At 59.9% G+C, this 26,230-nt stretch carries 24 protein-coding genes; 12 read left to right on the forward strand and 12 right to left on the reverse strand.

The window, feature by feature from the left end; genetic code table 11:
- Genes dnaA through gyrB form a run of 4 tightly spaced genes read left to right on the forward strand, consistent with a single transcriptional unit; the run spans nucleotide 1 to nucleotide 6,217 of the window.
- A complete protein-coding gene (dnaA, locus tag ACA072_RS00005) occupies nucleotides 1-1,521 on the forward strand; it encodes a chromosomal replication initiator protein DnaA (RefSeq protein WP_497622272.1) in 1,521 nt (506 codons plus the stop codon).
- Between the two features lie 39 nt (nucleotides 1,522-1,560).
- Nucleotides 1,561-2,664: a DNA polymerase III subunit beta gene (gene dnaN, locus ACA072_RS00010; RefSeq protein WP_497622274.1), complete on the forward strand. Its 1,104-nt coding sequence runs from the start codon at nucleotides 1,561-1,563 to the stop codon at nucleotides 2,662-2,664.
- 20 nt (nucleotides 2,665-2,684) lie between these two features.
- Complete coding sequence (recF, locus tag ACA072_RS00015; protein WP_131059041.1) at nucleotides 2,685-3,788, forward strand: DNA replication/repair protein RecF; 1,104 nt, start codon at nucleotides 2,685-2,687, stop codon at nucleotides 3,786-3,788.
- Between the two features lie 5 nt (nucleotides 3,789-3,793).
- Complete coding sequence (gene gyrB, locus ACA072_RS00020) at nucleotides 3,794-6,217, forward strand: DNA topoisomerase (ATP-hydrolyzing) subunit B (RefSeq protein WP_131059042.1); 2,424 nt, start codon at nucleotides 3,794-3,796, stop codon at nucleotides 6,215-6,217.
- A gap of 287 nt (nucleotides 6,218-6,504) precedes the next feature.
- Here the strand turns inward: gyrB and ACA072_RS00025 are convergent, their stop codons facing one another.
- The 4 genes from ACA072_RS00025 to glyQ form a co-directional block, all read right to left on the reverse strand.
- Entirely contained in the window at nucleotides 6,505-7,284 is a 780-nt protein-coding gene (locus ACA072_RS00025; RefSeq protein WP_497622275.1) for a lysophospholipid acyltransferase family protein, read from the reverse strand.
- 81 nt (nucleotides 7,285-7,365) lie between these two features.
- Entirely contained in the window at nucleotides 7,366-7,905 is a 540-nt protein-coding gene (gmhB, locus tag ACA072_RS00030; protein WP_497625057.1) for a D-glycero-beta-D-manno-heptose 1,7-bisphosphate 7-phosphatase, read from the reverse strand.
- 4 nt (nucleotides 7,906-7,909) lie between these two features.
- Nucleotides 7,910-9,964, reverse strand: coding sequence for a glycine--tRNA ligase subunit beta (gene glyS, locus ACA072_RS00035; protein WP_497622277.1), 2,055 nt, complete (start codon nucleotides 9,962-9,964; stop codon nucleotides 7,910-7,912).
- On the reverse strand, nucleotides 9,961-10,914 hold the full coding sequence (gene glyQ / locus ACA072_RS00040) for a glycine--tRNA ligase subunit alpha (protein WP_008155694.1): 954 nt from the start codon (nucleotides 10,912-10,914) through the stop codon (nucleotides 9,961-9,963). The genes glyS and glyQ overlap by 4 nt, the downstream gene beginning before the upstream one ends.
- Before the next feature lie 81 nt (nucleotides 10,915-10,995).
- Here glyQ and tag point away from each other — a divergent pair, with 81 nt between their 5' ends.
- The 3 genes from tag to ACA072_RS00055 all read left to right on the forward strand — a co-directional run bounded on the left by tag (nucleotide 10,996) and on the right by ACA072_RS00055 (nucleotide 12,793).
- Nucleotides 10,996-11,553 (forward strand): DNA-3-methyladenine glycosylase I, encoded by a 558-nt coding sequence (gene tag / locus ACA072_RS00045; protein ID WP_497622279.1) that lies wholly within the window; start codon nucleotides 10,996-10,998, stop codon nucleotides 11,551-11,553.
- A gap of 40 nt (nucleotides 11,554-11,593) precedes the next feature.
- A complete protein-coding gene (locus tag ACA072_RS00050; protein ID WP_497622281.1) occupies nucleotides 11,594-12,481 on the forward strand; it encodes a lysophospholipid acyltransferase in 888 nt (295 codons plus the stop codon).
- Between the two features lie 72 nt (nucleotides 12,482-12,553).
- On the forward strand, nucleotides 12,554-12,793 hold the full coding sequence (locus ACA072_RS00055; RefSeq protein ID WP_497622283.1) for a PilZ domain-containing protein: 240 nt from the start codon (nucleotides 12,554-12,556) through the stop codon (nucleotides 12,791-12,793).
- Here ACA072_RS00055 and ACA072_RS00060 read toward each other — a convergent pair whose 3' ends face one another.
- The 5 genes from ACA072_RS00060 to def all read right to left on the reverse strand — a co-directional run bounded on the left by ACA072_RS00060 (nucleotide 12,794) and on the right by def (nucleotide 17,480).
- On the reverse strand, nucleotides 12,794-13,108 hold the full coding sequence (locus ACA072_RS00060; protein ID WP_497622285.1) for a tetratricopeptide repeat protein: 315 nt from the start codon (nucleotides 13,106-13,108) through the stop codon (nucleotides 12,794-12,796).
- A gap of 145 nt (nucleotides 13,109-13,253) precedes the next feature.
- Nucleotides 13,254-14,627 (reverse strand): Trk system potassium transporter TrkA, encoded by a 1,374-nt coding sequence (gene trkA, locus ACA072_RS00065; protein WP_497449569.1) that lies wholly within the window; start codon nucleotides 14,625-14,627, stop codon nucleotides 13,254-13,256.
- Between the two features lie 22 nt (nucleotides 14,628-14,649).
- Nucleotides 14,650-15,960 (reverse strand): 16S rRNA (cytosine(967)-C(5))-methyltransferase RsmB, encoded by a 1,311-nt coding sequence (gene rsmB / locus ACA072_RS00070; protein WP_497622287.1) that lies wholly within the window; start codon nucleotides 15,958-15,960, stop codon nucleotides 14,650-14,652.
- Nucleotides 15,957-16,916, reverse strand: coding sequence for a methionyl-tRNA formyltransferase (gene fmt / locus ACA072_RS00075; protein ID WP_497622289.1), 960 nt, complete (start codon nucleotides 16,914-16,916; stop codon nucleotides 15,957-15,959). Before fmt ends, rsmB begins: the two co-directional genes overlap by 4 nt.
- Before the next feature lie 57 nt (nucleotides 16,917-16,973).
- Nucleotides 16,974-17,480, reverse strand: a complete 507-nt coding sequence (gene def / locus ACA072_RS00080; protein WP_109627010.1) for a peptide deformylase — start codon at nucleotides 17,478-17,480, stop codon at nucleotides 16,974-16,976.
- Between the two features lie 167 nt (nucleotides 17,481-17,647).
- On the opposite strand from def, the gene ACA072_RS00085 reads away from it, so the two are divergent.
- From ACA072_RS00085 to tsaC, 3 genes are all read left to right on the forward strand, one after another.
- Nucleotides 17,648-18,673 (forward strand): LysM peptidoglycan-binding domain-containing protein, encoded by a 1,026-nt coding sequence (locus ACA072_RS00085; RefSeq protein WP_497332161.1) that lies wholly within the window; start codon nucleotides 17,648-17,650, stop codon nucleotides 18,671-18,673.
- A gap of 80 nt (nucleotides 18,674-18,753) precedes the next feature.
- A complete protein-coding gene (gene dprA / locus ACA072_RS00090) occupies nucleotides 18,754-19,857 on the forward strand; it encodes a DNA-processing protein DprA (protein WP_497622291.1) in 1,104 nt (367 codons plus the stop codon).
- Between the two features lie 54 nt (nucleotides 19,858-19,911).
- Nucleotides 19,912-20,469: an L-threonylcarbamoyladenylate synthase type 1 TsaC gene (tsaC, locus tag ACA072_RS00095; RefSeq protein ID WP_497622292.1), complete on the forward strand. Its 558-nt coding sequence runs from the start codon at nucleotides 19,912-19,914 to the stop codon at nucleotides 20,467-20,469.
- A gap of 128 nt (nucleotides 20,470-20,597) precedes the next feature.
- Here the strand turns inward: tsaC and ACA072_RS00100 are convergent, their stop codons facing one another.
- Nucleotides 20,598-21,575, reverse strand: coding sequence for an NADPH:quinone reductase (locus ACA072_RS00100; protein WP_497622294.1), 978 nt, complete (start codon nucleotides 21,573-21,575; stop codon nucleotides 20,598-20,600).
- 156 nt (nucleotides 21,576-21,731) lie between these two features.
- Here ACA072_RS00100 and hemF point away from each other — a divergent pair, with 156 nt between their 5' ends.
- Nucleotides 21,732-22,646, forward strand: a complete 915-nt coding sequence (gene hemF, locus ACA072_RS00105; protein ID WP_497622295.1) for an oxygen-dependent coproporphyrinogen oxidase — start codon at nucleotides 21,732-21,734, stop codon at nucleotides 22,644-22,646.
- Between the two features lie 11 nt (nucleotides 22,647-22,657).
- Nucleotides 22,658-23,479: a shikimate dehydrogenase gene (gene aroE / locus ACA072_RS00110; RefSeq protein ID WP_497622296.1), complete on the forward strand. Its 822-nt coding sequence runs from the start codon at nucleotides 22,658-22,660 to the stop codon at nucleotides 23,477-23,479.
- A 90-nt stretch (nucleotides 23,480-23,569) separates the two neighbouring features.
- Here the strand turns inward: aroE and ACA072_RS00115 are convergent, their stop codons facing one another.
- Nucleotides 23,570-25,138, reverse strand: coding sequence for a SulP family inorganic anion transporter (locus ACA072_RS00115; protein WP_497622297.1), 1,569 nt, complete (start codon nucleotides 25,136-25,138; stop codon nucleotides 23,570-23,572).
- Between the two features lie 170 nt (nucleotides 25,139-25,308).
- The gene (gene choX, locus ACA072_RS00120) at nucleotides 25,309-26,229 is read right to left on the reverse strand and encodes a choline ABC transporter substrate-binding protein (protein ID WP_497622298.1); all 921 of its coding nucleotides are present in this window, start codon (nucleotides 26,227-26,229) and stop codon (nucleotides 25,309-25,311) included.
- Nucleotide 26,230: the final 1 nt, after the last annotated feature.

Consider the following 26,230-nt stretch of genomic DNA (forward strand, 5'->3'; position numbering starts at 1 on the left):
GTGTCAGTGGAACTTTGGCAGCAGTGCGTGGAGCTTTTGCGCGATGAGCTGCCTGCCCAACAATTCAACACTTGGATCCGTCCACTACAGGTCGAAGCCGAAGGCGACGAGTTGCGTGTCTACGCACCGAATCGTTTTGTTCTCGACTGGGTCAACGAAAAGTATCTGGGCCGCGTCCTAGAACTGCTGGATGAGCATGGCAATGGCATGGCGCCTGCGCTCTCCTTATTAATAGGCAGTAAACGCAGTTCGGCACCGCGTGCGGCACCGAATGCACCGTTGGCCGCCGCTGCTTCCCAGGCTCAGGCCGCTCAAGCGCCTGTCAGCGCTCCAGCGCCAGCCCCGGCGAGCACACCGACCAAGCGTGCGACGCAAAAAATGGCCGAGGTCAGTGAAGAGCCGTCTCGCGACAGCTTCGACCCCATGGCCGGCGCCAGTTCTCAACAGGCACCGGTTCGCGCCGAGCAGCGTACGGTGCAGGTTGAAGGTGCGCTCAAGCACACCAGTTACCTGAACCGGACCTTCACCTTCGAAAACTTTGTTGAGGGTAAATCCAACCAACTGGCCCGAGCTGCGGCCTGGCAGGTTGCGGACAACCCGAAGCACGGTTACAACCCGCTCTTCCTTTATGGCGGTGTCGGCCTGGGTAAGACCCACTTGATGCATGCTGTGGGTAACCACCTATTAAAGAAGAACCCGAATGCCAAGGTCGTTTATCTGCATTCGGAGCGGTTCGTGGCCGACATGGTCAAGGCCTTGCAGCTGAACGCGATCAACGAGTTCAAGCGCTTCTACCGTTCGGTGGATGCGTTGCTGATCGATGACATTCAGTTCTTCGCCCGTAAAGAGCGCTCCCAGGAAGAGTTTTTCCATACCTTCAACGCCCTGCTTGAAGGTGGCCAGCAGGTCATTCTCACCAGTGACCGCTACCCGAAAGAAATCGAAGGCCTTGAAGAGCGCCTTAAATCCCGCTTCGGCTGGGGCCTGACGGTTGCCGTCGAGCCGCCGGAGCTGGAAACCCGCGTAGCGATCCTGATGAAAAAGGCCGACCAGGCCAAAGTCGATCTGCCACACGATGCGGCGTTCTTCATTGCCCAGCGTATTCGCTCCAACGTCCGTGAGCTGGAAGGCGCGCTCAAACGCGTGATCGCCCACTCGCACTTCATGGGCCGCGACATCACCATCGAGTTGATTCGCGAATCCCTGAAAGACCTGTTGGCGCTGCAAGACAAACTGGTCTCTGTGGATAACATTCAGCGCACGGTCGCTGAGTACTACAAGATCAAGATCTCCGATCTGCTGTCCAAGCGTCGTTCACGCTCGGTCGCACGTCCGCGTCAGGTTGCAATGGCGTTGTCCAAAGAGTTGACTAACCACAGTCTGCCGGAAATTGGCGATGTGTTTGGCGGCCGGGATCACACCACCGTTTTGCACGCCTGCCGCAAGATCAACGAACTTAAGGAATCCGACGCGGACATCCGCGAGGACTACAAGAACCTGCTGCGTACACTGACCACTTGATGAACACCAGCGCAGCTTATTAAGGCAAGGGACTAGACCATGCATTTCACCATTCAACGCGAAGCCCTGTTGAAACCCCTGCAACTGGTCGCAGGCGTCGTCGAGCGCCGACAGACCTTGCCGGTGCTCTCCAACGTGCTGCTGGTTGTCGATGGCCAGCAGTTGTCGCTGACCGGTACCGACCTGGAAGTCGAGCTGGTCGGTCGTGTGCAACTCGAAGAGCCCGCGGACCCGGGTTCCATCACTGTGCCTGCGCGCAAGCTGATGGACATCTGCAAGAGCTTGCCGAACGACGCGCTGATCGACATCAAGGTCGACGAGCAGAAGCTTGTGGTGAAGGCTGGCCGTAGCCGCTTCACCCTGTCGACCCTGCCGGCCAATGATTTCCCGACGGTCGAAGAAGGCCCTGGCTCGCTGACGTGCAGCCTGGAGCAGAGCAAACTGCGTCGCCTGATCGAACGCACCAGCTTCGCCATGGCCCAGCAGGACGTGCGTTACTACCTCAACGGCATGTTGCTGGAAGTTTCCGAAGGCATCATCCGCGCAGTGGCCACTGACGGTCACCGTCTGGCCATGTGCTCGATGAAGGCCGATATCGGTCAGCCGGATCGCCATCAGGTCATCGTGCCGCGCAAGGGTATCCTTGAGCTGGCGCGCCTGCTGACTGAGCCAGACGGCATCGTCAGCATCGTGCTGGGTCAGCATCACATCCGTGCGACCACTGGCGAATTCACCTTCACTTCGAAACTGGTCGACGGCAAGTTCCCGGATTACGAGCGCGTCCTGCCCAAAGGCGGCGACAAGTTGGTGCTCGGTGATCGTCAGGCGCTGCGTGAAGCCTTCAGCCGCACAGCGATTCTGTCCAACGAGAAATACCGCGGCATCCGTTTGCAATTGGCTAACGGTCAATTGAAGATCCAGGCGAACAACCCGGAGCAGGAAGAAGCGGAAGAAGAAGTGGGCGTTGAGTACAACGGCGGCAATCTGGAAATCGGCTTCAACGTGAGCTATCTGCTCGACGTGCTGGGTGTAATGACCACCGAGCAGGTTCGCCTGATCCTGTCCGACTCCAACAGCAGCGCACTGGTGCAAGAGTCCGACAACGACGACTCGGCCTACGTTGTTATGCCGATGCGTCTGTAATCATGCTCAGCAGAAGCTAGATGTCCTTAAGTCGCGTCTCGGTCACCGCGGTGCGCAATCTGCACCCGGTGACCATCTCCCCCTCCCCCCGAATCAATATTCTTTACGGCGCCAACGGCAGCGGCAAAACCAGTGTTCTGGAAGCCATTCACCTGCTGGGGCTTGCCCGTTCGTTTCGTAGCACCCGTCTGTTGCCCGTCATTCAGTACGAGCAATTGGCATGCACGGTGTTTGGGCAGGTTGAATTGGCGGAAGGTGGTCACAGCGCATTGGGGATATCTCGCGACCGTCAGGGCGAGTTCCAGATTCGCATCGACGGCCAGAATGCTCGCAGTGCGGCGCAACTGGCAGAGATCCTGCCGCTTCAGCTGATTAACCCGGACAGCTTCCGCTTGCTGGAAGGCGCGCCGAAGATTCGTCGGCAGTTTCTGGACTGGGGTGTGTTCCACGTGGAACCGCGATTTATGTCCACGTGGCAACGCTTGCAGAAGGCCCTGCGCCAGAGAAACTCTTGGCTGCGTCATGGTACACTTGACGCCGTTTCGCAAGCGGTTTGGGACAGGGAACTGTGCCAGGCCAGCGCTGAAATAGATGAATACCGCCGCGCTTACATCAAAGCCTTGAAACCAGTCTTTGAACAGACCTTGAGCGAACTGGTTGAGCTCGAGGGCTTAACGCTTAGCTATTACCGTGGTTGGGACAAGGACCGCGAACTAAGTGCAGTGCTCGCCGGATCCCTTCAGCGGGATCAGCAAATGGGTCATACCCAGGCCGGACCACAACGTGCTGATTTGCGTCTTAGATTGGGCGCACATAACGCCGCGGACATCTTGTCCCGTGGACAGCAGAAGTTGGTGGTCTGTGCATTGCGGATTGCCCAAGGGCACTTGGTGAGCCAGGCCCGACGCGGCCAGTGTATTTATCTGGTGGATGACCTGCCGTCCGAACTGGACGAGCACCACCGTCGTGCGCTTTGCCGCTTGCTGGAAGACTTACGCTGCCAGGTGTTCATCACCTGTGTAGATCACGAATTATTGAGGGAAGGCTGGCAGACGGAAACGCCAGTCGCTCTGTTCCACGTGGAACAGGGCCGTATCACCCAGACCCACGACCATCGGGAGTGAAGGCATTGAGCGAAGAAAATACGAATACCTACGACTCAACGAGCATTAAAGTGCTGAAAGGCCTGGATGCCGTACGCAAACGTCCCGGTATGTACATTGGTGACACCGACGATGGCAGCGGTCTGCACCACATGGTCTTCGAGGTAGTCGACAACTCCATCGATGAAGCGCTCGCTGGCCACTGCGACGACATCAGCATCATCATCCACCCGGATGAATCCATCACCGTTCGCGACAACGGTCGTGGCATCCCGGTCGACGTGCACAAAGAAGAAGGCGTTTCGGCAGCCGAGGTCATCATGACCGTGCTGCACGCCGGCGGTAAGTTCGACGACAACTCCTACAAAGTATCCGGCGGTCTGCACGGTGTAGGTGTATCGGTTGTTAACGCCCTGTCCGAGGAGCTGGTCCTGACCGTTCGCCGCAGTGGCAAGATCTGGGAACAGACCTACATCCACGGTGTTCCGAAAGAGCCGATGAAAATCGTCGGTGAGAGCGAAACCACCGGCACCCAGATCCACTTCAAACCGTCTGACCTGACCTTCAAGAACATCCACTTCAGCTGGGACATCCTGGCCAAGCGGATTCGTGAACTGTCCTTCCTCAACTCCGGTGTCGGCATCGTCCTCAAGGATGAACGCAGCGGCAAGGAAGAGCTGTTCAAGTACGAAGGTGGTCTGCGTGCGTTCGTTGAGTACCTGAACACCAACAAGACTCCGGTCAACCAGGTGTTCCACTTCAACATCCAGCGCGAAGACGGCATCGGCGTGGAAATCGCTCTGCAGTGGAACGACAGCTTCAACGAGAACCTGTTGTGCTTCACCAACAACATTCCGCAGCGCGACGGCGGTACTCACTTGGTGGGTTTCCGTTCCGCACTGACGCGTAACCTGAACACCTACATCGAAGCAGAAGGTCTGGCGAAGAAGCATAAAGTCGCCACCACCGGTGACGATGCCCGTGAAGGCCTGACCGCGATCATATCGGTAAAAGTACCGGATCCGAAGTTCAGCTCCCAAACCAAAGACAAGCTGGTCTCTTCGGAAGTGAAGACCGCGGTCGAACAGGAAATGGGCAAGTACTTCTCCGACTTCCTGCTGGAAAACCCGAACGAGGCCAAACTGGTCGTCGGCAAGATGATCGACGCGGCCCGTGCTCGTGAAGCGGCGCGTAAAGCCCGTGAGATGACCCGACGCAAAGGCGCGCTGGATATCGCCGGCCTGCCGGGCAAACTGGCTGACTGCCAGGAGAAAGACCCTGCCCTCTCCGAACTGTACCTCGTGGAAGGTGACTCTGCTGGCGGCTCCGCCAAGCAGGGACGTAACCGCCGCACCCAGGCCATCCTGCCGCTTAAGGGCAAGATCCTGAACGTCGAGAAGGCGCGCTTCGACAAGATGATCTCTTCCCAGGAAGTGGGCACCTTGATCACCGCGCTGGGCTGCGGCATCGGCCGCGACGAGTACAACATCGACAAGCTGCGTTATCACAACATCATCATCATGACCGATGCTGACGTCGACGGTTCGCACATCCGTACCCTGCTGCTGACCTTCTTCTTCCGTCAGCTGCCGGAGCTGATCGAGCGCGGCTACATCTACATCGCTCAGCCACCGCTGTACAAGGTCAAGAAAGGCAAGCAAGAGCAATACATCAAAGACGACGACGCCATGGAAGAGTACATGACGCAGTCGGCCCTGGAAGACGCGAGCCTGCACCTGAACGAAGAAGCCCCGGGTATCTCCGGTGAAGCGCTTGAGCGTCTGGTGAATGACTTCCGCCTGGTGATGAAGACCCTCAAGCGTCTGTCGCGCCTGTACCCACAGGAACTGACCGAGCACTTCATCTACCTGCCGGCTGTCAGCCTGGAGCAATTGTCCGATCACGCAGCTATGCAGGCCTGGATGGCCCAGTACGAAGTCCGCCTGCGCACCGTCGAGAAGTCTGGCCTGGTCTACAAAGCCAGCCTGCGTGAAGACCGTGAACGTAACGTCTGGCTGCCAGAGGTCGAACTGATCTCCCACGGCCTGTCGAACTACGTCACCTTCAACCGCGATTTCTTCGGCAGCAACGATTACAAGACCGTCGTATCTCTGGGCGCTCAACTGAGCACCTTGCTGGATGACGGCGCGTACATCCAGCGTGGCGAGCGCAAGAAGCCGGTCACCGAGTTCAAGGAAGCCCTTGAATGGCTGATGGCTGAAAGCACCAAGCGTCACACCATCCAGCGATACAAAGGTCTGGGCGAAATGAACCCGGATCAGCTGTGGGAAACCACCATGGACCCAAGCCAGCGCCGGATGCTCAAAGTGACCATCGAAGACGCCATTGGCGCAGACCAGATCTTCAACACCCTGATGGGTGATGCGGTCGAACCTCGCCGTGACTTCATCGAAAGCAACGCCTTGGCGGTTTCCAACCTGGACTTCTGATCCAGCGGACCTGCCAAACGAAAAAGGCCAACGCTCAGCGTTGGCCTTTTTTATTGTTCGTGTATTAGCACTGAAGCAGTTGAACCCGCTGTTGTTCAACGCATGAAACACAGCAAATCCGAGGCATAAAAAAACCGGCTATATCAGCCGGTTTTTTTGCGCCCGAAAAAAACTTATGCACCATTTCCCGAGTTTTATGAGTTTAAGAAATATGTATATAAATCATAAAGATAAAATCAAAAAACGTTAGTTTTCAGCAAAATGGTACACAGGTTATCCACAGAATCTCAGACAGCTATCTGATCACTGGCAGTCGGCGCTTGCGGAGCGGGCGGAATAGACCCCATTTCCCGTTGCATCTGCTCGTTCCAGCTCTGCACCCGATCATTCAGATCGGCAATGGCGCGCGGCCCAGTGCCCACGGCGTACATCGGCTCTCCAATGATTACGGTGATGACACCCTGCTTCTTCGCCCAACCGGTTTTCGGCCAGAACTTGCCGGCATTGTGCGCAATCGGCAGCACTGGAAGTGCGGCGTTGACCGCCAACGCGGTGCCACCGCGTGAGAACTTGCCGATGGTGCCATAAGGAACGCGAGTTCCTTCGGGGAAGATCAGCACCCAGACGCCATCCTTCAGCAGTTCATCGCCTTTCTTCGCCACATGCTTGAGCGCGGCTTTCGGATTGTCGCGGTCGATGGCGATCGGTCGCAGCATGGCCATGGCCCAGCCGAAGAACGGCACAAACAGCAATGAGCGCTTGAGCACCTGGCTCAACGGCTCGAAGTAGGCAGAGAGAAAGAAGGTCTCCCACGTGCTCTGGTGGTTCGACTGAATCACGCAAGGCTGGTCCGGGACGTTCTCGGCGCCCTTCACTTCGTAGCTGATGCCCAGGAACACTTTGCTCAGCCACAAGGCGCAGCGGCACCAATACACATTGATGAAGCGATAGCGCGCCTTGAAGGGCAGGAACGGTGCGATAAAAAAGCTCAGGCTGCACCAAAGCAAAGAGCTGGTGCCCAGCAACAGATAAAAGAGGAACGTTCTGATGGCCTGCAGTATCGACATGGTGACGTTTACCGTGCGGGCTCTGCCCGTCTATATAAAGCGCACTTCCGATCAATCCATAACCGGAACAATCGAAGCACTCTAATTGTGGATAAGTTCTGCGGCAATCGCCGCCAGATCGTCAAATATCAAGGTGCCTGCCGGTAGGGTCTTGCCCAAAGTCTTTTCGCCTTTCCCGGTCCTTACTAAAACTGGCTGAGAATCGACGGCTTTTGCGGCGTCCAGGTCACCAAGACTGTCGCCGACGAACCATAAATCAGTCAGCGACACGTTGTAATGCGCGGCGATGGTTTTCAACATCCCGGGTTTTGGCTTGCGGCAATCGCAACCGTCGTCCGGCCCGTGCGGGCAGTAGACGATCAGCCCGACCTCGCCGCCCTGCTCCGCCACCAGCGAGCGCAAACGCTCGTGCATGGCGTCCAGGGTGGCGATGTCGTAATAGCCGCGAGCGATGCCCGACTGGTTGGTGGCGACCGCCACCGTCCAGCCGGCCTTGCTCAACTGCGCGATGGCTTCGATCGAACCGGGGAGCGGAATCCACTCCTCCACCGACTTGATGTAAGCGTCGGAGTCGTAATTGATCACCCCGTCGCGATCGAGAATCAGCAGTTTCAACAGCAGCCCCTCAGCCCAGCATCGAAATATCGGCGACGCCGAGGAACAGTCCACGCAAGCGCGCCAGCAACGCATAACGGTTGGCGCGCACCTTGGCGTCTTCCGCGTTGACCATTACCGCTTCGAAGAACGCATCCACCGGCTCGCGCAAGGCAGCCAGACGTGCCAGCGATTCGCTGTACTGACGCGCAGCGGCCATCGGCTGGACAGCCTGGTCAGCCTGCTGGATCGCCGAGTACAGGGAGAACTCGTTCGCGTTGTCGAAGTACTTGGCTTCCACGACCGACGGAACGGAGCCTTCGACCTTGCTCAGCAAGTTCGAAACGCGCTTGTTCACTGCGGCCAGGGCAGCGGCTTCCGGCAGTTTGCGGAACGCTTCTACCGCTTGTACACGCTGATCGAAGTCGAGCGCCGAACCCGGCTTCAGGGCACGGACGGACAGGTAAGTCCCGACATCCACGCCTTCATCTTCATAACGGGCACGCAGACGGTCGAAGATGAACTCCAGCACCGAATCGTTCAGGCCGGCAGCCTTCACTTTGGCACCGAACGCATTCACGGCAAACGCCACGGCGTCGTTCAGGTCGAGGTCGAGCTTCTTGTCGATCAGGATGCGCAAGACGCCGAGGGCAGCACGGCGCAGGGCATACGGGTCTTTGCTGCCGGTAGGCAACATGCCGATGCCGAAAATGCCCACCAGCGTGTCGAGCTTGTCGGCGATGGCCACGGCCGCACCGGTCAGGGTGGTCGGCAATTCAGCGCCGGCACCGCGCGGCATGTACTGCTCGTTGAGTGCCAGGGCGACTTCTTCCGGCTCGCCGTCATTGAGGGCGTAGTAGTAACCGGCGACGCCTTGCATCTCCGGGAACTCACCGACCATCTCAGTCGCCAGGTCGCACTTGGACAGCAGGCCGGCACGGGAAGCCCAGGCTGCGTTGCCGCCAATGCGTTGCGCGATGAACGCGGCGAGTTTGGAAACGCGCTCGGCCTTGTCGTAGACGCTGCCGAGTTTTTCCTGGAACACCACGTTCTGCAGGCGCAGGTTGAAGTCTTCGAGTTTCTGCTTCTTGTCTTGCTTGAAGAAGAACTCGGCGTCGGTCAGGCGTGGGCGAACCACTTTCTCGTTACCGGCGATGATTTGCTGCGGGTCTTTGCTTTCGATGTTGGCCACGGTAATGAAACGTGGCAGCAACTTGCCGTCGGCATCCAGCAGGCAGAAGTACTTCTGGTTGTCCTGCATGGTGGTGATCAAGGCTTCTTGCGGCACGTCGAGGAAGCGTTCCTCGAACGAGCACACCAGCGGCACCGGCCATTCAACCAGCGCGGTCACTTCATCGAGCAGGGCTGGCGGCACGATTGCGGTGCCTTCCTGCAAGGTCGCCAGTTCTTCGGTGCGCTTGCTGATCAGCGCGCGACGCTCATTGGCATCGGCCAGCACGTAGGCGGCACGCAGGTCGGACAAGTAATTGGCCGGCGAGGTGATGCGCACGCTTTGCGGGTGATGGAAGCGGTGACCACGGGAGTCGCGACCAGACTTCTGGGCGAGGATCGTGCAATCGATGACCTGGTCACCGAGCAGCATCACCAGCCACTGGGTCGGACGAACGAATTCTTCCTTGCGAGCACCCCAGCGCATGCGCTTCGGGATGGGTAGGTCGTTCAGCGAATCTTCGACGATGGTCGGCAGCAGGCTCGCAGTCGGCTTGCCGGCGATGCTTTGGCTGTAGCGCAGTTTCGGGCCGCTCTGATCGATTTCGCTCAGGTCGACGCCGCACTTCTTGGCGAAACCCAATGCCGCTTGAGTCGGGTTGCCTTCGGCGTCGAACGCGGCCTGACGTGGCGGGCCATCGAGGTTGATGCTGCGATCAGGTTGCTGGGTAGCCAGCGAAGTGATCAGCACCGCCAGGCGACGTGGCGCGGCGTAGACGGTTTTGGTCTCGTAGTTCAGGCCAGCGGCTTGCAGGCCCTTGTCGATACCGGCCAGGAACGCATCGGCCAACGTGTTCAGGGCTTTGGGTGGCAGTTCTTCGGTGCCCAGTTCAACCAGAAAATCTTGAGCACTCATTGTGCAGCCTCCAGCTTGGCCAGTACTTCATCACGCAGGTCCGGGGTCGCCATCGGGAAGCCCAGCTTGGCGCGAGCCAGCAGGTAGGCTTGCGCAACGGAACGCGCCAGGGTGCGCACACGCAGGATGTATTGCTGACGCGCAGTCACCGAAATCGCCCGGCGTGCATCCAGCAGGTTGAAGGTATGGGAGGCCTTCAACACCATTTCGTAGCTCGGCAACGGCAGCGGCTGGTCAAGTTCGATCAGGCGCTTGGCTTCGCTTTCGTAGAAGTCGAACAGTTCGAACAGCTTCTCGACGTTGGCGTGTTCGAAGTTGTAGGTCGACTGCTCCACTTCGTTCTGGTGGAACACGTCGCCGTAGGTGACCTTGCCCATCGGGCCGTCAGCCCAGACCAGGTCGTAAACCGAGTCCACGCCTTGCAGGTACATGGCCAGACGCTCGAGACCGTAGGTGATCTCGCCGGTCACCGGGTAGCACTCGATGCCGCCCGCTTGCTGGAAGTAAGTGAACTGCGTCACTTCCATGCCGTTGAGCCAGACTTCCCAGCCCAGACCCCAGGCGCCCAGTGTCGGCGATTCCCAGTTGTCTTCGACGAAGCGAATGTCGTGGACCAGCGGGTCCAGGCCGACATGCTTGAGGGAGCCCAGGTACAGTTCCTGAAAGTTGTCCGGGTTCGGCTTCAGGACTACCTGAAACTGGTAGTAGTGCTGCAGACGGTTCGGGTTTTCGCCGTAGCGGCCGTCAGTCGGGCGACGACTGGGCTGCACATAAGCGGCGTTCCAGGTTTCCGGGCCAATGGCGCGCAGGAATGTAGCGGTGTGGAAAGTGCCGGCGCCTACTTCCATATCGTAGGGCTGAAGTACCACACAACCTTGCTCGGCCCAGTATTGCTGGAGGGCGAGGATCAAGTCTTGGAAGGTACGCACGGCTGGCGTAGGCTGGCTCACGAAATTCACCTGTTTCTTGGGCTGCGATTTAAAGAGCGGGAGTATACCCGATTCGGTCCTGCGCACGCCCCCTGGAGCCTTATGCCACGCTGCTTTTGGTGTTCCGAAGATCCGCTGTACATGGCTTATCACGATCAGGAGTGGGGCACGCCGCTACGCGATGCGCAGGGATTGTTCGAGTTGCTTTTGCTCGAAGGGTTCCAGGCCGGCCTTTCCTGGATCACCGTGCTGCGTAAACGTGAGCGATATCGCGAGGTATTGTTCGGCTTCGACGTCCAACGGGTGGCGCAGATGAGCGACGCGGAAATCGATGAATTGATGCTCGATCCAGGGATCATTCGCAATCGGCTCAAACTCAATGCGGCCCGTCGCAACGCCCAGGCCTGGCTGGCGCTGGAGGATCCGGTGGCATTCCTTTGGTCCTTCGTTGGCGGCACGCCTGTGATCAATCATTTCAAGGATCGTACCGAGGTTCCGGCGGTCACGCCGGTCGCGGTGGAGATGAGCAAAGGCCTGAAAAAGGCCGGCTTCACGTTCGTCGGACCGACCATTTGCTACGCGCTGATGCAGGCCTCGGGCATGGTCATGGACCACACGCAAGACTGCGACCGCTACGCTCAGCTTGCCAACGGCGGTTAGAATGGCCGCCTCGCGCACAGCACAAGATCAGGAGTGACCTGTGGATAAGTTTAAAGGCGCCTTGCTGGTAGGCGCTCTGCGGCTGTTTGCCCTGCTCCCGTGGCGGGCAGTGCAAGCTGTGGGCTCGGCCATCGGCTGGGTCATGTGGAAAACCCCCAACCGTTCCCGCGATGTGGTGCGGATCAACCTCGCCAAGTGCTTCCCCGAAATGGACCCGGCTGAACGCGAGCGTCTGGTCGGTCAGAGCCTGAAAGACATCGGCAAGTCCCTGACCGAAAGCGCCTGCGCCTGGATCTGGCCTGCCCAGCGTTCCATCGACCTGGTGCGTGAAGTCGAAGGGCTCGATGTATTGAAAGACGCCCTCGCCTCCGGCAAAGGCGTGGTCGGCATCACCAGCCACCTGGGCAACTGGGAAGTGTTGAACCACTTCTATTGCAACCAGTGCAAACCGATCATTTTTTACCGTCCGCCAAAGCTGAAGGCTGTGGATGATTTGCTGCGCAAACAGCGTGTGCAATTGGGTAACCGGGTGGCAGCTTCTACCAAGGAAGGCATCCTCAGCGTCATCAAGGAAGTGCGCAAAGGTGGTGCAGTGGGCATTCCCGCTGACCCGGAACCGTCCGAATCCGCCGGGATCTTCGTGCCGTTCTTCGCCACCCAGGCCCTGACCAGCAAGTTTGTGCCAAACATGCTGGCGGGCGGCAAAGCGGTCGGCGTGTTCCTGCACGCGCTGCGGCTGCCGGACGGCTCTGGGTACAAAGTGATCCTCGAAGCCGCGCCAGAGGCCATGTACAGCATCGATACCGAGACGTCTTGCGCGGCGATGAGCCAAGTGGTCGAGCGGTATGTGCGGGCCTATCCGAGCCAGTACATGTGGAGCATGAAGCGCTTCAAGAAGCGGCCGCCGGGTGAAGAGCGTTGGTATTGAGTTGATTGGCATGATCTGTGGATAACCTTGAACCCAGGGTTATCCACAACGGTTCATACAAGGGCGCAAAAGATGTCCGAACACCGCAAATCGTTTCGCATCAAGATCACGCACGAAAGCTTCGGCGAATGCCTCGGCCAGACCCGCAACCTGTCGGCCACGGGCGTCTACGTCAAGCACCCGGGCTTGTCGTCGTTGCCTGAAGGCGCGGTGGTTTATGGACAGGTGCAGGACTTACCCACAGGCGCGCCGCGAGTGCGCATGGAAGTGGTGTTGGTGGATGCCGACGGCATTGGCCTGCGCTACCTCTGATCAGTGCGCCTGGCGCTCTAGCTTCTTCAGAAACACCGTCATTTCCTTCTCTGCTTGCTTGTCGCCATGCGCGCGGGCGGCTTCCAGGCCCTGCTCCCACGCCTGACGCGCAGCCGCAAAGTCTGCCAGCGCCAGACGGGCCTTGCCTAACAGCTTCCAGGCGGCCGAATACTTTGGGTCGAATTCGACGCAGCGCTGGAAATGCTCGGCAGCTTTGGCGTTGTCCCCAAGGTCCAGATAGCCCTTGCCGAGGCCAAAGCGCAGCAGTGAGTTATCCACACCCTTGGCGAGCATTTTTTCCAGGGATTCGAGCATCGGTGGATTCCTTGTTGAGGAGTGATCGTTCCCACGCTCTGCGTGGGAATGCAGCCCGGGACGCTCTGCGTCCCATCCAAAGCCGAACGCGGAGCGTCCGTTGAGGCATTCCCACGCAGAGCGTGGGAATGATCTGGTAGCGAGATCAGAAGAAGCTGAGACCCACATGGAACAACTTCTCCACATCCCGAATATGCTTTTTATCCACAAGGAACAGAATCACATGGTCCCCCGCCGCGATCACCGTGTTGTCATGCGCAATGATCACTTCCTCATCACGAATGATTGCGCCAATCGTCGTGCCCGGCGGCAAACCGATGTTCTCGATGGCCTTGCCAATCACCTTGCTCGACTTCTCATCACCATGGGCAATTGCCTCGATGGCCTCCGCCGCGCCGCGCCGCAATGAGTGCACGCTGACGATGTCGCCACGCCGAACGTGGGCCAGCAGCGTGCCGATGGTCGCCAGTTGCGGGCTGATAGCGATGTCGATATCGCCGCCCTGGATCAAATCCACGTAAGCCGGATTGTTGATGATCGTCATCACTTTCTTCGCGCCCAGGCGCTTGGCCAGCAACGAAGACATGATGTTGGCTTCGTCATCGTTGGTCAGGGCCAGGAAGATATCCGCGTCCGCGATGTTCTCTTCCATCAGCAAGTCGCGGTCGGAGGCACTGCCCTGCAACACCACGGTGCTGTCGAGGGTGTCCGAGAGATGGCGGCAGCGGGCCGGGTTCATCTCGATGATCTTCACTTGATAACGGCTTTCGATCGCCTCGGCCAGACGCTCACCGATCTGCCCGCCACCGGCGATGACGATGCGCTTGTAGGTTTCATCCAGGCGGCGCATCTCGCTCATCACCGCGCGAATATTCGCTTTGGCGGCGATGAAAAACACTTCGTCGTCGGCCTCGATCACCGTATCGCCCTGGGGCAGGATCGGCCGATCACGGCGGAAAATCGCGGCGACACGGGTTTCAACGTTGGGCATGTGTTCACGCAATTGGCGCAGTTGCTGACCCACCAGCGGCCCGCCGTAGTACGCCTTCACCGCCACCAATTGCGCTTTGCCTTCGGCGAAGTCGATTACTTGCAACGCGCCCGGATGCTGGATCAGGCGCTTGATGTAATTGGTCACCACTTGTTCCGGGCTGATCAGCACGTCCACCGGAATCGCTTCGTTATCGAACAACTCGGAACGCGTCAGGTACGCGGCTTCGCGGACCCGGGCGATCTTGGTCGGGGTGTGGAACAGGGTGTGGGCGACCTGACAGGCGACCATGTTGGTTTCGTCGCTGTTGGTCACGGCCACCAGCATGTCGGCGTCATCCGCGCCGGCCTGACGCAGCACCGTCGGCAGTGAGCCGCGGCCCTGCACGGTGCGGATGTCCAGCCGATCGCCGAGGTCGCGCAGGCGTTCGCTGTCGGTGTCGACCACGGTTATGTCGTTAGCCTCGCTGGCCAGATGTTCTGCCAGCGAACCGCCGACCTGTCCTGCGCCGAGGATGATGATTTTCATCCAGTCACTCCCTTAAAACCGGTTAACCGCGCGCGGCGGCGATCTTGATCAGCTTGGCGTAGTAGAACCCGTCGTGGCCGCCTTCCTGGGCCAGCAACTGGCGACCGTGAGGTTGCTTGATACCCGCCGCCGTGGCGAGGTCCAGCTCACGCGCACCCGGTGTGCGAGCGAGGAAGGCTTCGATGACTTCGGTGTTCTCGGTCGGCAGCGTGGAGCAGGTGGCGTAAAGCAGGATGCCGCCGACCTCCAAAGTGATCCACATGGCATCGAGCAATTCGCCCTGAAGCACCGCGAGCGCGGCGATGTCGTCGGGTTGGCGAGTCAGTTTGATGTCCGGGTGACGACGGATCACGCCCGTGGCCGAACACGGCGCATCAAGCAGGATGCGCTGGAACGGTTTGCCGTCCCACCAGGTCGCGGTGTCGCGGCCGTCGGCGGCAATCAGTTCGGCGCTCAGGCCCAGGCGTGCGAGGTTTTCGCGCACCCGCACCAGGCGCTTGGCTTCCAGATCCACCGCCACGACGCCCGCCAGTGCAGGCTCGGCTTCGAGGATGTGGCAGGTCTTGCCGCCCGGTGCGCAGCAGGCGTCCAGCACCCGTTGGCCCGGCGCCAGGTTGAGCAGGTCGGCGGCCAGTTGCGCCGCTTCGTCCTGCACGCTGATCCAGCCTTCGGCGAAACCCGGCAGGCTGCGCACGTCGGCCGGCGCTTCGAGGATGATGCCGTCCTGACTGTAAACGCATGGCGTGGCGCCGATACCGGCCTCAGTCAGCAACCCGAGATAAGCATCACGGGTGTGATGACGACGGTTGACCCGCAGAATCATCGGCGGATGCGCGTTGTTCGCCACACAAATGGCTTCCCATTGCTCAGGCCAGAATGCCTTGAGGGATTTTTGCAGCCAGCGCGGATGCGCGGTGCGCACCACCGGGTCGTGTTCCAGTTCGGCCAGCAGCGCTTCGCTTTCACGCTGGGCGCGGCGCAACACGGCGTTGAGCAAGGCCTTGGCCCAGGGCTTTTTCAGCTTGTCCGCACAGCCGACGGTTTCACCGATGGCGGCGTGGGCAGGGACGCGGGTGTAAAGCAGTTGGTAGAGGCCTACCAGCAGCAGCGCCTCGACATCGGCGTCCGCTGCCTTGAAAGGCTTCTGCAGCAACTTGGCCGCCAGTGCCGACAAACGCGGCTGCCAGCGCGCGGTGCCAAACGCCAGGTCCTGAGTAAAGCCGCGATCGCGGTCTTCAACCTTGTCCATTTGTGTCGGCAGAGAACTGTTGAGTGAGGCTTTTCCGTTAAGAACAGCAGCGAGTGCCTTGGCGGCGGCCAGACGTGGATTCATTGAGCGTCCGCCGCTTGACCGAGCACGGTGCCGACGGCGAATTTCTCACGACGGCTGTTGAACACGTCGCTGAAGTTCAACGCCTTGCCGCCGGGCAGTTGCAGGCGTGTCAGGCACAGGGCCTGCTCACCGCAAGCGACGATCAAACCGTCCTTGCTGGCGCTGAGGATTTGCCCCGGTGCGCCCTGCCCTTCGGCAAGGCTCGCGGCCAGCACTTTCAGCGCTTCGCCGTTCAGCGTGCTGTGGGTGATCGGCCACGGGTTGAAGGCGCGGACCAGGCGTTCCAGCTCAATTGCCGGACGGCTCCAGTCGATACGCGCTTCGTCTTTGTTCAATTTGTGAGCATAAGTGGCGAGGCTGTCGTCCTGCACTTCACCTTCCAGTGTTCCGGCGGCGAGGCCGGCAATCGCCTGAATCACGGCCGGTGGGCCCATTTCGGCGAGACGGTCGTGGAGGCTGCCGCCGGTGTCTTCAGCGGTGATCGGTGTGGTGACTTTCAGCAGCATCGGCCCGGTGTCGAGGCCAAGCTCCATGCGCATTACGGTCACGCCGCTTTCGCTGTCGCCCGCCTCAACGGCACGCTGGATCGGCGCCGCACCGCGCCAGCGTGGCAGCAACGAGGCGTGGCTGTTGATGCAACCCAGGCGCGGAATATCCAGCACCGCTTGCGGTAGGATCAAGCCATAGGCGACCACTACCAGCAAATCCGGCTTGAGTGCGGCCAGTTCAGCCTGAGCGTCTTCGTTGCGCAGGGTAGGCGGCTGCAACACCGGGATGTTGTTTTCCAATGCGAGTTGCTTGACCGGGCTCGGCATCAGCTTTTGCCCACGGCCCGCCGGTCGGTCCGGCTGGGTGTAAACCGCGACGATCTCGTAAGGGCTGGCGAGCAGGGCCTTGAGGTGTTCGGCGGCGAATTCCGGGGTGCCGGCAAAGACGATGCGCAGTGGCTCAGTCATGGGAGCAATCTCTGAAAAGAAAAAGGCTTGCCGCAGCAAGCCTTTGAAAGAAGGGCATCAAGCGTTCTGGCGATGGAGCTTTTCCAGTTTCTTCTTGATTCGGTCACGTTTGAGGTTGGACAGGTAGTCGACGAACAATTTGCCATTGAGGTGGTCGCATTCGTGCTGGATGCACACGGCGAGCAGGCCTTCGGCGATCAGTTCGTAAGGCTTGCCGTCGCGGTCCAGTGCCTTGACCTTGACCTTCTGCGGGCGATCGACGTTTTCGTAGAAGCCCGGCACCGAGAGGCAGCCTTCCTGGTATTGCTCCATCTCGTCGGTCAGCGATTCGAACTCGGGGTTGATGAACACCCGTGGTTCGCTGCGGTCTTCGGAGAGGTCCATCACGACGATACGTTTGTGCACGTTGACCTGGGTCGCGGCGAGGCCGATGCCTGGCGCTTCATACATTGTTTCAAACATGTCATCGACCAACTGACGCACTTCGTCGTCCACTACGGCCACAGGTTTGGCGATAGTGCGCAGGCGCGAGTCGGGAAATTCGAGGATGTCTAAAATGGCCATAAGCTTAATTGCTGCACGTGTGAGGTAAAGTCGGGCGATGGCCTGGCGGGTCCGAAGATGCCGGCTACCGTTGTGAAGCGTAGCTCCCTTTTCTTTTCAGAAACGAGGAGCGAGCCACGAGGGCTCTGGCGTTTCACGCGAACGCACATAATAAAGGGATTCACCGCATGAGGAAATCACTACTCGCCTTGCTCCTTCTGGCCTCGGCCGGTTTGGCGCACGGGCAAGTGCAACTCAAGGAAGGTTTTCCACAGCAATACACAGTGGTGGCGGGTGACACACTCTGGGACATTTCGGGAAAATTCCTCCGGGAGCCGTGGAAGTGGCCGGAGTTGTGGCAAGCCAATCCACAGATTGAAAACCCCAATCTCATCTACCCCGGCGATTCGCTGTCGCTGGTCTACGTCAACGGCCAACCGCGCCTGACCCTCAATCGGGGCGCTTCGCGCGGCACCATCAAGCTCTCGCCACGGGTGCGCAGCTCGCCGGTGGCCGATGCGATCCCGAGCATTCCGCTGCAATCGATCAACAGCTTTCTGCTGAGCAACCGCATCGTCGACAAGGTCGAGGACTTCGACAAGGCGCCTTACATCGTTGCCGGCGATGCCGAACGCGTACTCAGCGGCACTGGTGACCGAATCTTCGCCCGTGGCCATTTCGACCCGAACCAGCCGGTGTACGGCATCTTCCGTCAGGGCAAGGTCTACACCGATCCCGAGAGCAAGGAGTTTCTGGGGATCAACGCCGATGACATCGGCGGTGGCGAGATTGTGGCCACCGAAGGCGACGTTGCCACCTTGGCACTGCAACGCACGACTCAGGAAGTGCGTCTCGGCGACCGGTTGTTCAGCGGTGAAGAGCGTTCAATCAACTCGACCTTCATGCCCAGTGCGCCAAAAACCCAGATCAATGGCCTGATCATTGATGTGCCGCGCGGGGTCACCCAGATTGGCGCGCTGGATGTGGTCACGCTGAACAAGGGCCAGCGCGATGGCCTGGCGGAAGGCAACGTGTTGGTGGTGATGAAAACCGGTGAAACCGTGCGTGACCGGATCACCGGTCAACCGCTGAAAATTCCCGATGAGCGTGCCGGTTTGCTGATGGTTTTCCGTACCTACGACAAGCTCAGTTACGGGTTGGTCCTCAACGCATCGCGCTCGCTGGCGGTGATGGACAAGGTGCGAAATCCTTAAGCCTGCTCCACAAGTTACCAACAGAGTTATCCACAGCTTATTCCCGTTTGAACGGGGCTCATAACGATCAAGGATGATCCATGTCGCTGTCTGCCGTCACACCGGTTTCCCCTGCGGAACTGGAAGCTCGTCTACGTCTGCATCGCTTGCCGGAACTCGGCCCGGCGCGTTTCAAAAAATTGCTCGAAGCCTTTGGCTCGGCGTCCAAAGCCATCAGCGCGCCCGCCAGCGCCTGGCGTTCGCTGGGCTTGCCGCTGGCGTGCGCCGAGGCTCGTCGCGCCAGTGAAGTGCGCGATGGCGCGAGCCACGCATTGGCCTGGCTAGAGCGTCCGGGCCAGCATTTACTGATGTGGGACCAACCTGAGTACCCGGCGCTGCTGGCGGAAATCAGTGATGCGCCGCCGCTGTTATTTGTGGCAGGTGATCCGGGGATCCTGGAAAAACCGCAATTGGCGATGGTCGGCAGTCGTCGTGCTTCGCGACCGGGCATGGACACCGCGGCTGCGTTTTCGCGCAGCCTGGCCAGCGCCGGTTTCGTCATTACCAGCGGTCTGGCGCTGGGCATTGATGCCGCTGCGCATCAAGCCGCGCTGGACGTCGGCGGGCGAACGGTCGGGGTACTTGGCACGGGACTTGAAAAGTTTTATCCACAGCGCAATCGGCGGCTGGCCGATGCCATGATCGCGTCGGGCAGCGCGGTGCTTTCCGAGTTCCCGCTGGACGCCGGCCCCAGCGCCGGCAACTTCCCTCGGCGCAACCGGATCATCAGCGGTTTATCCCTCGGTGTGTTGGTGGTCGAGGCGAGCGTCGCCAGCGGCTCATTGATCACGGCGAGGCTGGCGGCGGAACAGGGGCGCGAGGTGTACGCGATTCCTGGGTCGATCCATCACCCAGGGGCCAAGGGCTGTCATCAGTTGATCCGCGACGGCGCAATGCTGGTGGAAACCATCGAGCATATCCTCGAAGCCTTGCGCGGTTGGCAACGGCTGCCGTTATCCACAGAGGCGCTGCAAGCACCCACTCATCCCCTGCTCATCTTGCTGCACGCCGCGCCCCACACCAGCGAAGCGTTGTCGGTCAGCAGTGGCTGGGCCTTGTCCAAAGTCCTGGCAGCGCTGACGGAACTTGAAATGGATGGCCATGCCGTGTGCGAAAGCGGGCGCTGGTTTGCGCGGGTGAGCTAGGTTTTATAAGGAAGATCGGTAAACTGCGCAGAGCCTTATTCCGGAGAGTTTTTCATGGTCAACAATTGGCGTGTGCAACAAGCCGCACAAGCCGTTCGCTCAGGGGCGGTGATTGCCTATCCAACCGAAGCGGTCTGGGGCCTGGGTTGCGATCCGTGGGACGAAGCTGCGGTTTCTCGTCTGCTGATGATCAAAGGCCGGTCGATGGAAAAGGGCCTGATTCTGGTGGCCGACAATATCCGTCAGTTCGACTTCCTGTTTGAAGACTTCCCGGAACTGTGGATGGACCGCATGGCCAGCACTTGGCCGGGGCCGAACACCTGGCTGGTGCCGCATCAGAATTTGTTGCCCCTGTGGATTACCGGTAAACATGAAACGGTGGCGCTGCGCGTTAGCGATCACCCGCAGGTGCGGGATTTGTGTGCGAGGGTGGGGCCGTTGGTTTCGACCTCGGCTAACCCTCAGGGCCGGCCGGCGGCGCGGACGCGGATTCGAGTCGAGCAGTATTTCCGTGGGCAGGTGGATTTTATCCTCGGCGGTAATCTGGGCGGGCGCAAGAATCCGAGCGTGATTCGCGATCTTGCGACCGGGAATGTCATTCGCCCGGATTAAGACCGCAGTGCGGCCATTCGCGAGCAAGCCCGCTCCCACAGGTCCGAGTCGTATACAAATCATGTGAACGACCGAAGTCCTGTGGGAGCGGGCTTGCCCGCGAAGAGGCCCTTACAAATCCTATAATTTTAAGGCAATAACACCGTCGAGCCAGTGGTACGCCGCGCCGACAACTCGGTCTGCGCCTTCGCCGCTTCAGCCAATGGATACTTCTGGCTGATATCGACCGTAAGCTTGCCGCTGATGATCATCTCAAACAGCTCATCCGCCATACGCTGCAGATTTTCTGCATTATTTGCATAAGTCGCGAGCGTCGGCCTGGTCACGTATAGCGATCCCTTCGCCGACAATATCCCCAGGTTTACCCCATCGACTGCCCCGGAAGCATTGCCGAAGCTCACCACCAGGCCCCGTGGAGCCACGCTGTCGAGCGACGTCAGCCAGGTGTCCTTGCCGACGCCGTCGTACACCACCGGGACTTTTTTGCCGTCAGTCAATTCCAGTACGCGTTGTGCGACATTTTCGTGGCTGTAGTCGATGGTCGCCCAGGCACCGTTGGCCATGGCCAGCGCGGCTTTCTCCGGTGAGCTGACCGTACCGATCAACTTCACGCCCAAGGCCTTGGCCCACTGGCAGGCCAGGGAACCGACACCGCCCGCAGCGGCATGGAACAGAATGGTTTCGCCCCCCTTGAGTTCATACGTCTGACGCAGTAGGTACTGCACGGTCAGGCCCTTGAGCATCACCCCGGCGGCCTGTTCGAAACTGATCGCGTCCGGCAAATGCACCAGATTGGCTTCCGGCAAAACGTGAACGTCACTGTAGGCGCCCAACGGTCCACTGCCGTACGCCACGCGATCACCGACCTTGAACCGGGTCACTTCGCTGCCGACTGCCTCGACCACGCCCGCACCTTCCGCCCCCACGCCCGATGGCAGGGCAGGCGGCGGGTAGAGACCGCTGCGGTAGTAGGTGTCGATGAAGTTGAGTCCGATGGCCTTGTTGGTCACTCGAACCTGCTGCGGGCCGGGCTCAGCGGGTTGATAGTCGACATACTCAAGCACTTCGGGGCCGCCATGGGCGCTGAACTGGATACGCTTTGCCATCAGAACTCTCCTTAGGTCATTTTGCGAAGCTCCCTATCGGACTCCTAAGCTTGATCTTCGTCAACTGCGGCGGTGCAAGGTGCAGTGTTATCCTACGCAGCAATTTGCCGCCGGCCGTCAAACGCCGCGCAGCTTTGCCCGATTCAAGGTGATGACATGACGACCCGCACCAAGGCCGTAAAAGCCTATCTGCTCGACCTGCAAGACCGTATTTGCTCTGCTCTGGAAGCCGAAGACGGTGGCACGCAATTCGTCGAAGACGCCTGGACCCGGCCTGCCGGCGGTGGCGGTCGCACGCGAGTGATCGAAAACGGCGCATTGATCGAAAAGGGCGGCGTCAACTTTTCCCACGTGTTTGGCAGCGGTCTCCCACCGTCCGCCAGCGCCCACCGACCTGAATTGGCCGGTCGTGGTTTCGAAGCCCTGGGCGTGTCGCTGGTGATTCATCCGCACAACCCGCAGGTGCCGACCTCCCACGCCAATGTGCGCTTTTTCATCGCTGAAAAAGAAGGCGAAGAACCGGTCTGGTGGTTCGGCGGCGGTTTCGACCTGACGCCTTATTACGGCAATGAAGAAGACTGTGTGCACTGGCACCGCGTCGCCGAGCAGGCCTGCGCGCCGTTCGGCCCGGACGTCTATCCGCGTTACAAGGCCTGGTGCGACAGCTACTTCCACATCAAGCATCGCCACGAACCGCGGGGCATCGGCGGTCTGTTTTTCGATGACTTGAACGAATGGGACTTCGACACCAGCTTCGCTTTCATGCGCGCCATCGGTGACGCCTACATCGAGGCGTACCTGCCGATCGTACAGCGCCGCAAGAACGATGCGTTCACCGCCAAACAGCGTGAGTTCCAGGAATTTCGCCGTGGCCGCTACGTCGAGTTCAACCTGGTTTACGACCGCGGCACGTTGTTCGGTCTGCAATCCGGTGGGCGTACCGAGTCGATCCTCATGTCCCTGCCACCGCAAGTCCGCTGGGGCTACGACTGGAAGGCCGAGCCGGGCAGCGAAGAAGCCCGCTTGACCGAATACTTCCTGCAAGACCGCGATTGGTTGGCCAAGGCCTGAGAGGAATCCTGATGGATCGTTATGTCGTGTTCGGTAACCCGATTGGCCACAGTAAATCGCCGCTGATCCATCGCTTGTTCGCCGAGCAGTCCGCTCAGCAACTGGACTACAGCACCTCGTTGGCGCCGCTTGACGACTTTTCTGACTTCGCCAAGGCGTTTTTCCTCGAAGGTCGCGGGGCGAATGTGACGGTGCCGTTCAAGGAAGAGGCCTATCGCCTGGCCGACAGTCTGACGAAGCGTGCGCAGCGGGCCGGCGCGGTCAATACCCTGAACAAACTCGCCGATGGCAGTTTGCTGGGCGACAACACCGACGGCGCCGGGCTGGTGCGGGACCTGACGGTCAACGCCGGTTTCAGCCTCAAGGGCAAACGCATCCTGCTGCTCGGCGCTGGCGGCGCGGTCCGTGGTGCTCTGGAACCGTTGCTGGCCGAGTTGCCGGAATCGGTGATCATCGCCAACCGCACGGTGGAGAAAGCCGAGTTGTTGGCGGAGTTGTTCGCGGACCTTGGGCCCGTGTCGGCCAGCGGTTTCGACTGGTTGCGGGAATCGGTGGACCTGATCATCAACGCCACATCCGCGAGTTTGTCGGGCGATGTACCGCCGATTGCCAGTAGCCTGATCGAGCCGGGCAAAACGGTGTGCTACGACATGATGTACGGCAAGGAGCCGACCTCTTTCTGCCGTTGGGCCAGTGAACATGGCGCTGCGGTGTCGATGGACGGCCTGGGGATGCTCGCTGAACAAGCGGCGGAAGCGTTCTTTCTGTGGCGTGGTGTGCGCCCGGATACGGCGCCGGTATTGGCCGAACTCCGCCGCCAGCTAGCCCTCTAAAAGCATCGCGGGCAAGCCCGCTCCCACAAGGATCACCGAAAACCTGTGGGAGCGGGCTTGCCCGCGATGGCGAACGACACCGATGTCGGATCAATCCTCAAACCGGATCGGGCATTTCTCCGCCCCTTCAAGCTTCCTCAACTCTTCCACCACCTGCGGCCGTGCGCGGCGCAAGGTCAGGCTGCGGTCCTGCTTGAGCAGCCGCCGCGCTTCCTGATGCAGCATTTCCACCCCTGAATAGTCGATAAAGTTGATCTGCTGCGCCTCGATCACTACGCGCGCGCCGTGCATCCGTTGCAGGCGCACTTGCAGGTAATGGCTGGCGCCGAAAAAGATCGAACCTCCGACCCGCAGAATATCTTCATCGCCTTCGCGCCAATGCTGCACCCGCGGTTGCGAAGTACGCTTGAGGTAGAAGAACAGCGAAGCCAGGACCCCGGCATAGATTGCGGTCTGCAACTCCAGCAACAGCGTGGCGACACAGGTCAGCACCATGACCAGGAACTCGGCGCGGCTGACCCGCAACAGCGCGCGAATGCCCCGATGGTCCACCAATCCCCAGGCGATCAACAGAATGCTGCCCGCCATGGCCGGGATCGGAATGTGCGCGATCAACGCCGCGCCGAAGATGGCGAACAGCGCCACCCACAACGCTGAAAACACCCCGGCCAACGGTGAGCAGGCACCCGCCTCGTAGCTCAGGCCGGAACGGGTGAAGGAACCGGCTGAAAGTGATCCGGAAAAAAACGCCCCGACCATGTTCGAAAAACCCTGGGCGCGGACTTCCTGATTGGCGTCGAGCAATTGCTGGGAGCGTGCCGACAAGGAACGGGCAATCGACAGACTCGTCACCAGTCCGAGCATCCCCACCGCCACGGCGCTGGGCAGCAGGCGCAGGATCAGATCCAGGTCCAGCGGCAGCGGACTGAAGGGCGGCAGCCGCCCGACAAACGCGCTGACCAACTTCACGTGGCCGAACATCGATGGCCAGAACCACACCAAAAGTCCGCTCAGCGCCAAGGTGATCAAGAGCGTCGGCCAGCGTGGCAGCAGTAATTTCAGGATCACGCCCACCCCGACGGTGGCCAGCCCCAGTACCAGCGAAGGTTTATCCACAAAACCGAGGTGTTTGAACACCATCAGGAAACTGTCCAGTGCGGTGGACTGGTTGGGCAGGTCCAACCCCAGCAGGTTCGGCAGTTGGCCAATGGCAATCACCACCGCCGCGCCGAGGGTGAAGCCCAGCACCACCGAGTGAGAGACGAAATTCACCAGGGCACCAAAGCGCAGCAAGCCTAGCAGCCACTGGAAAATCCCGGCGAGCAGCGTAAGAAGCAGGATCAGGGTGACGTAGTCTTCTGACGCGGGAACGGCCAGAGGACTGACGCTGGCATACAGGACAATGGAAATCGCCGCCGTAGGACCGCAGATCAGATGCCACGACGAACCCCAGAGGCAAGCGATCAGCACCGGGATGATCGCGGCGTACAGGCCGTATTCCGGCGGGAGTCCGGCGATCAGGGCGTAGGCAATAGATTGTGGCAGCGCAAGAATGGCGCCGCTGAGGCCAACGATCAGGTCACGACCGACGCTGGCGCGGGTTTGCCGGGGCAACCAGGAAAGGAAGGGAAAGAGTGAATGGCGGCTGGGGAAGGCCATGGGTCCTCTCGGGTTGGGTTTTGCGCAAGGGTATCAGGACCCTGCACTGATCGTTCCCACGCTCTGCGTGGGAATGCCGCCATGGACGCTCCGCGTCCGCTTCAAGATGTGACGCGGAGCGTCACGGGATGCATTCCCAGGCAGAGCGTGGGAACGATCGGCGGAGGGAGTTAGAGCTTCGCTTTCACTGCCGGCAACGCTTCCTTCCCATCCACGGTCTTCACGCCATCCAGCCATTTATCCAGCACGGCGGGGTTGGCCTTGATCCACGCCTTGGCCGCATCGGCATTGCTGACTTTCTTGTTCACCACCTCGGCCATGATGCTGTTCTCCATCTCCTGAGTGAAACTCAGGTTGGTGAGCAGCTTGCCGACGTTCGGGCAGGCCTGTGCATAACCTTTGCGGGTCAGTGTATAAACGCTGCCGGTGTCGCCGAAGTACTTCTCGCCGCCCTTCAGGTAATGCATTTTCAACTGCACGTTCATCGGGTGCGGTGTCCAGCCGAGGAAGGTCACGAACTTCTGTTTCTTCACGGCGCGGGACACTTCGGCCAGCATGGCCTGCTCGCTGGACTCGACCAGTTTCCACTGGCCCATGTCGAAGTCGTTCTTTTTGATGATCTCTTGCAGCGAGATGTTCGCCGGGGCGCCCGAGCCGATACCGTAGATTTTCTTGTCGAACTTGTCGGCGTATTTGTTCAGGTCGGCAAAGTTATGCACACCCGCGTCCCACACGTAATCCGGGACTGCCAGGGTGAATTCGGTGCCGTCGAGGTTCTTCGCCAGTTGCGTGACATCGCCGGTGGCGACGAACTTGTCGTAGAAGCCCTGCTGCGCCGGCATCCAGTTACCCAGGAACACGTCGACCTGGCCATCCTTCAACCCGCCAAAGGTGATCGGCACCGCGAGGGTGTCGACCTTGGCCTTGTAGCCCATGCCGTCCAGCAGAAACCCGGTAATGGCGTTGGTCGCGGCGATGTCGCTCCAGCCAGGGTCGGCCATTTTCACCGTGTCGCAGCTCTGATCGGCAAACGCCGACGCACTGCCCAGAGCCAGTAGCCCGACCGTCAGTACTGTGGATAACTTTTGCATG

The sequence above is a fragment of the Pseudomonas sp. LBUM1656 genome (assembly GCF_059716065.1).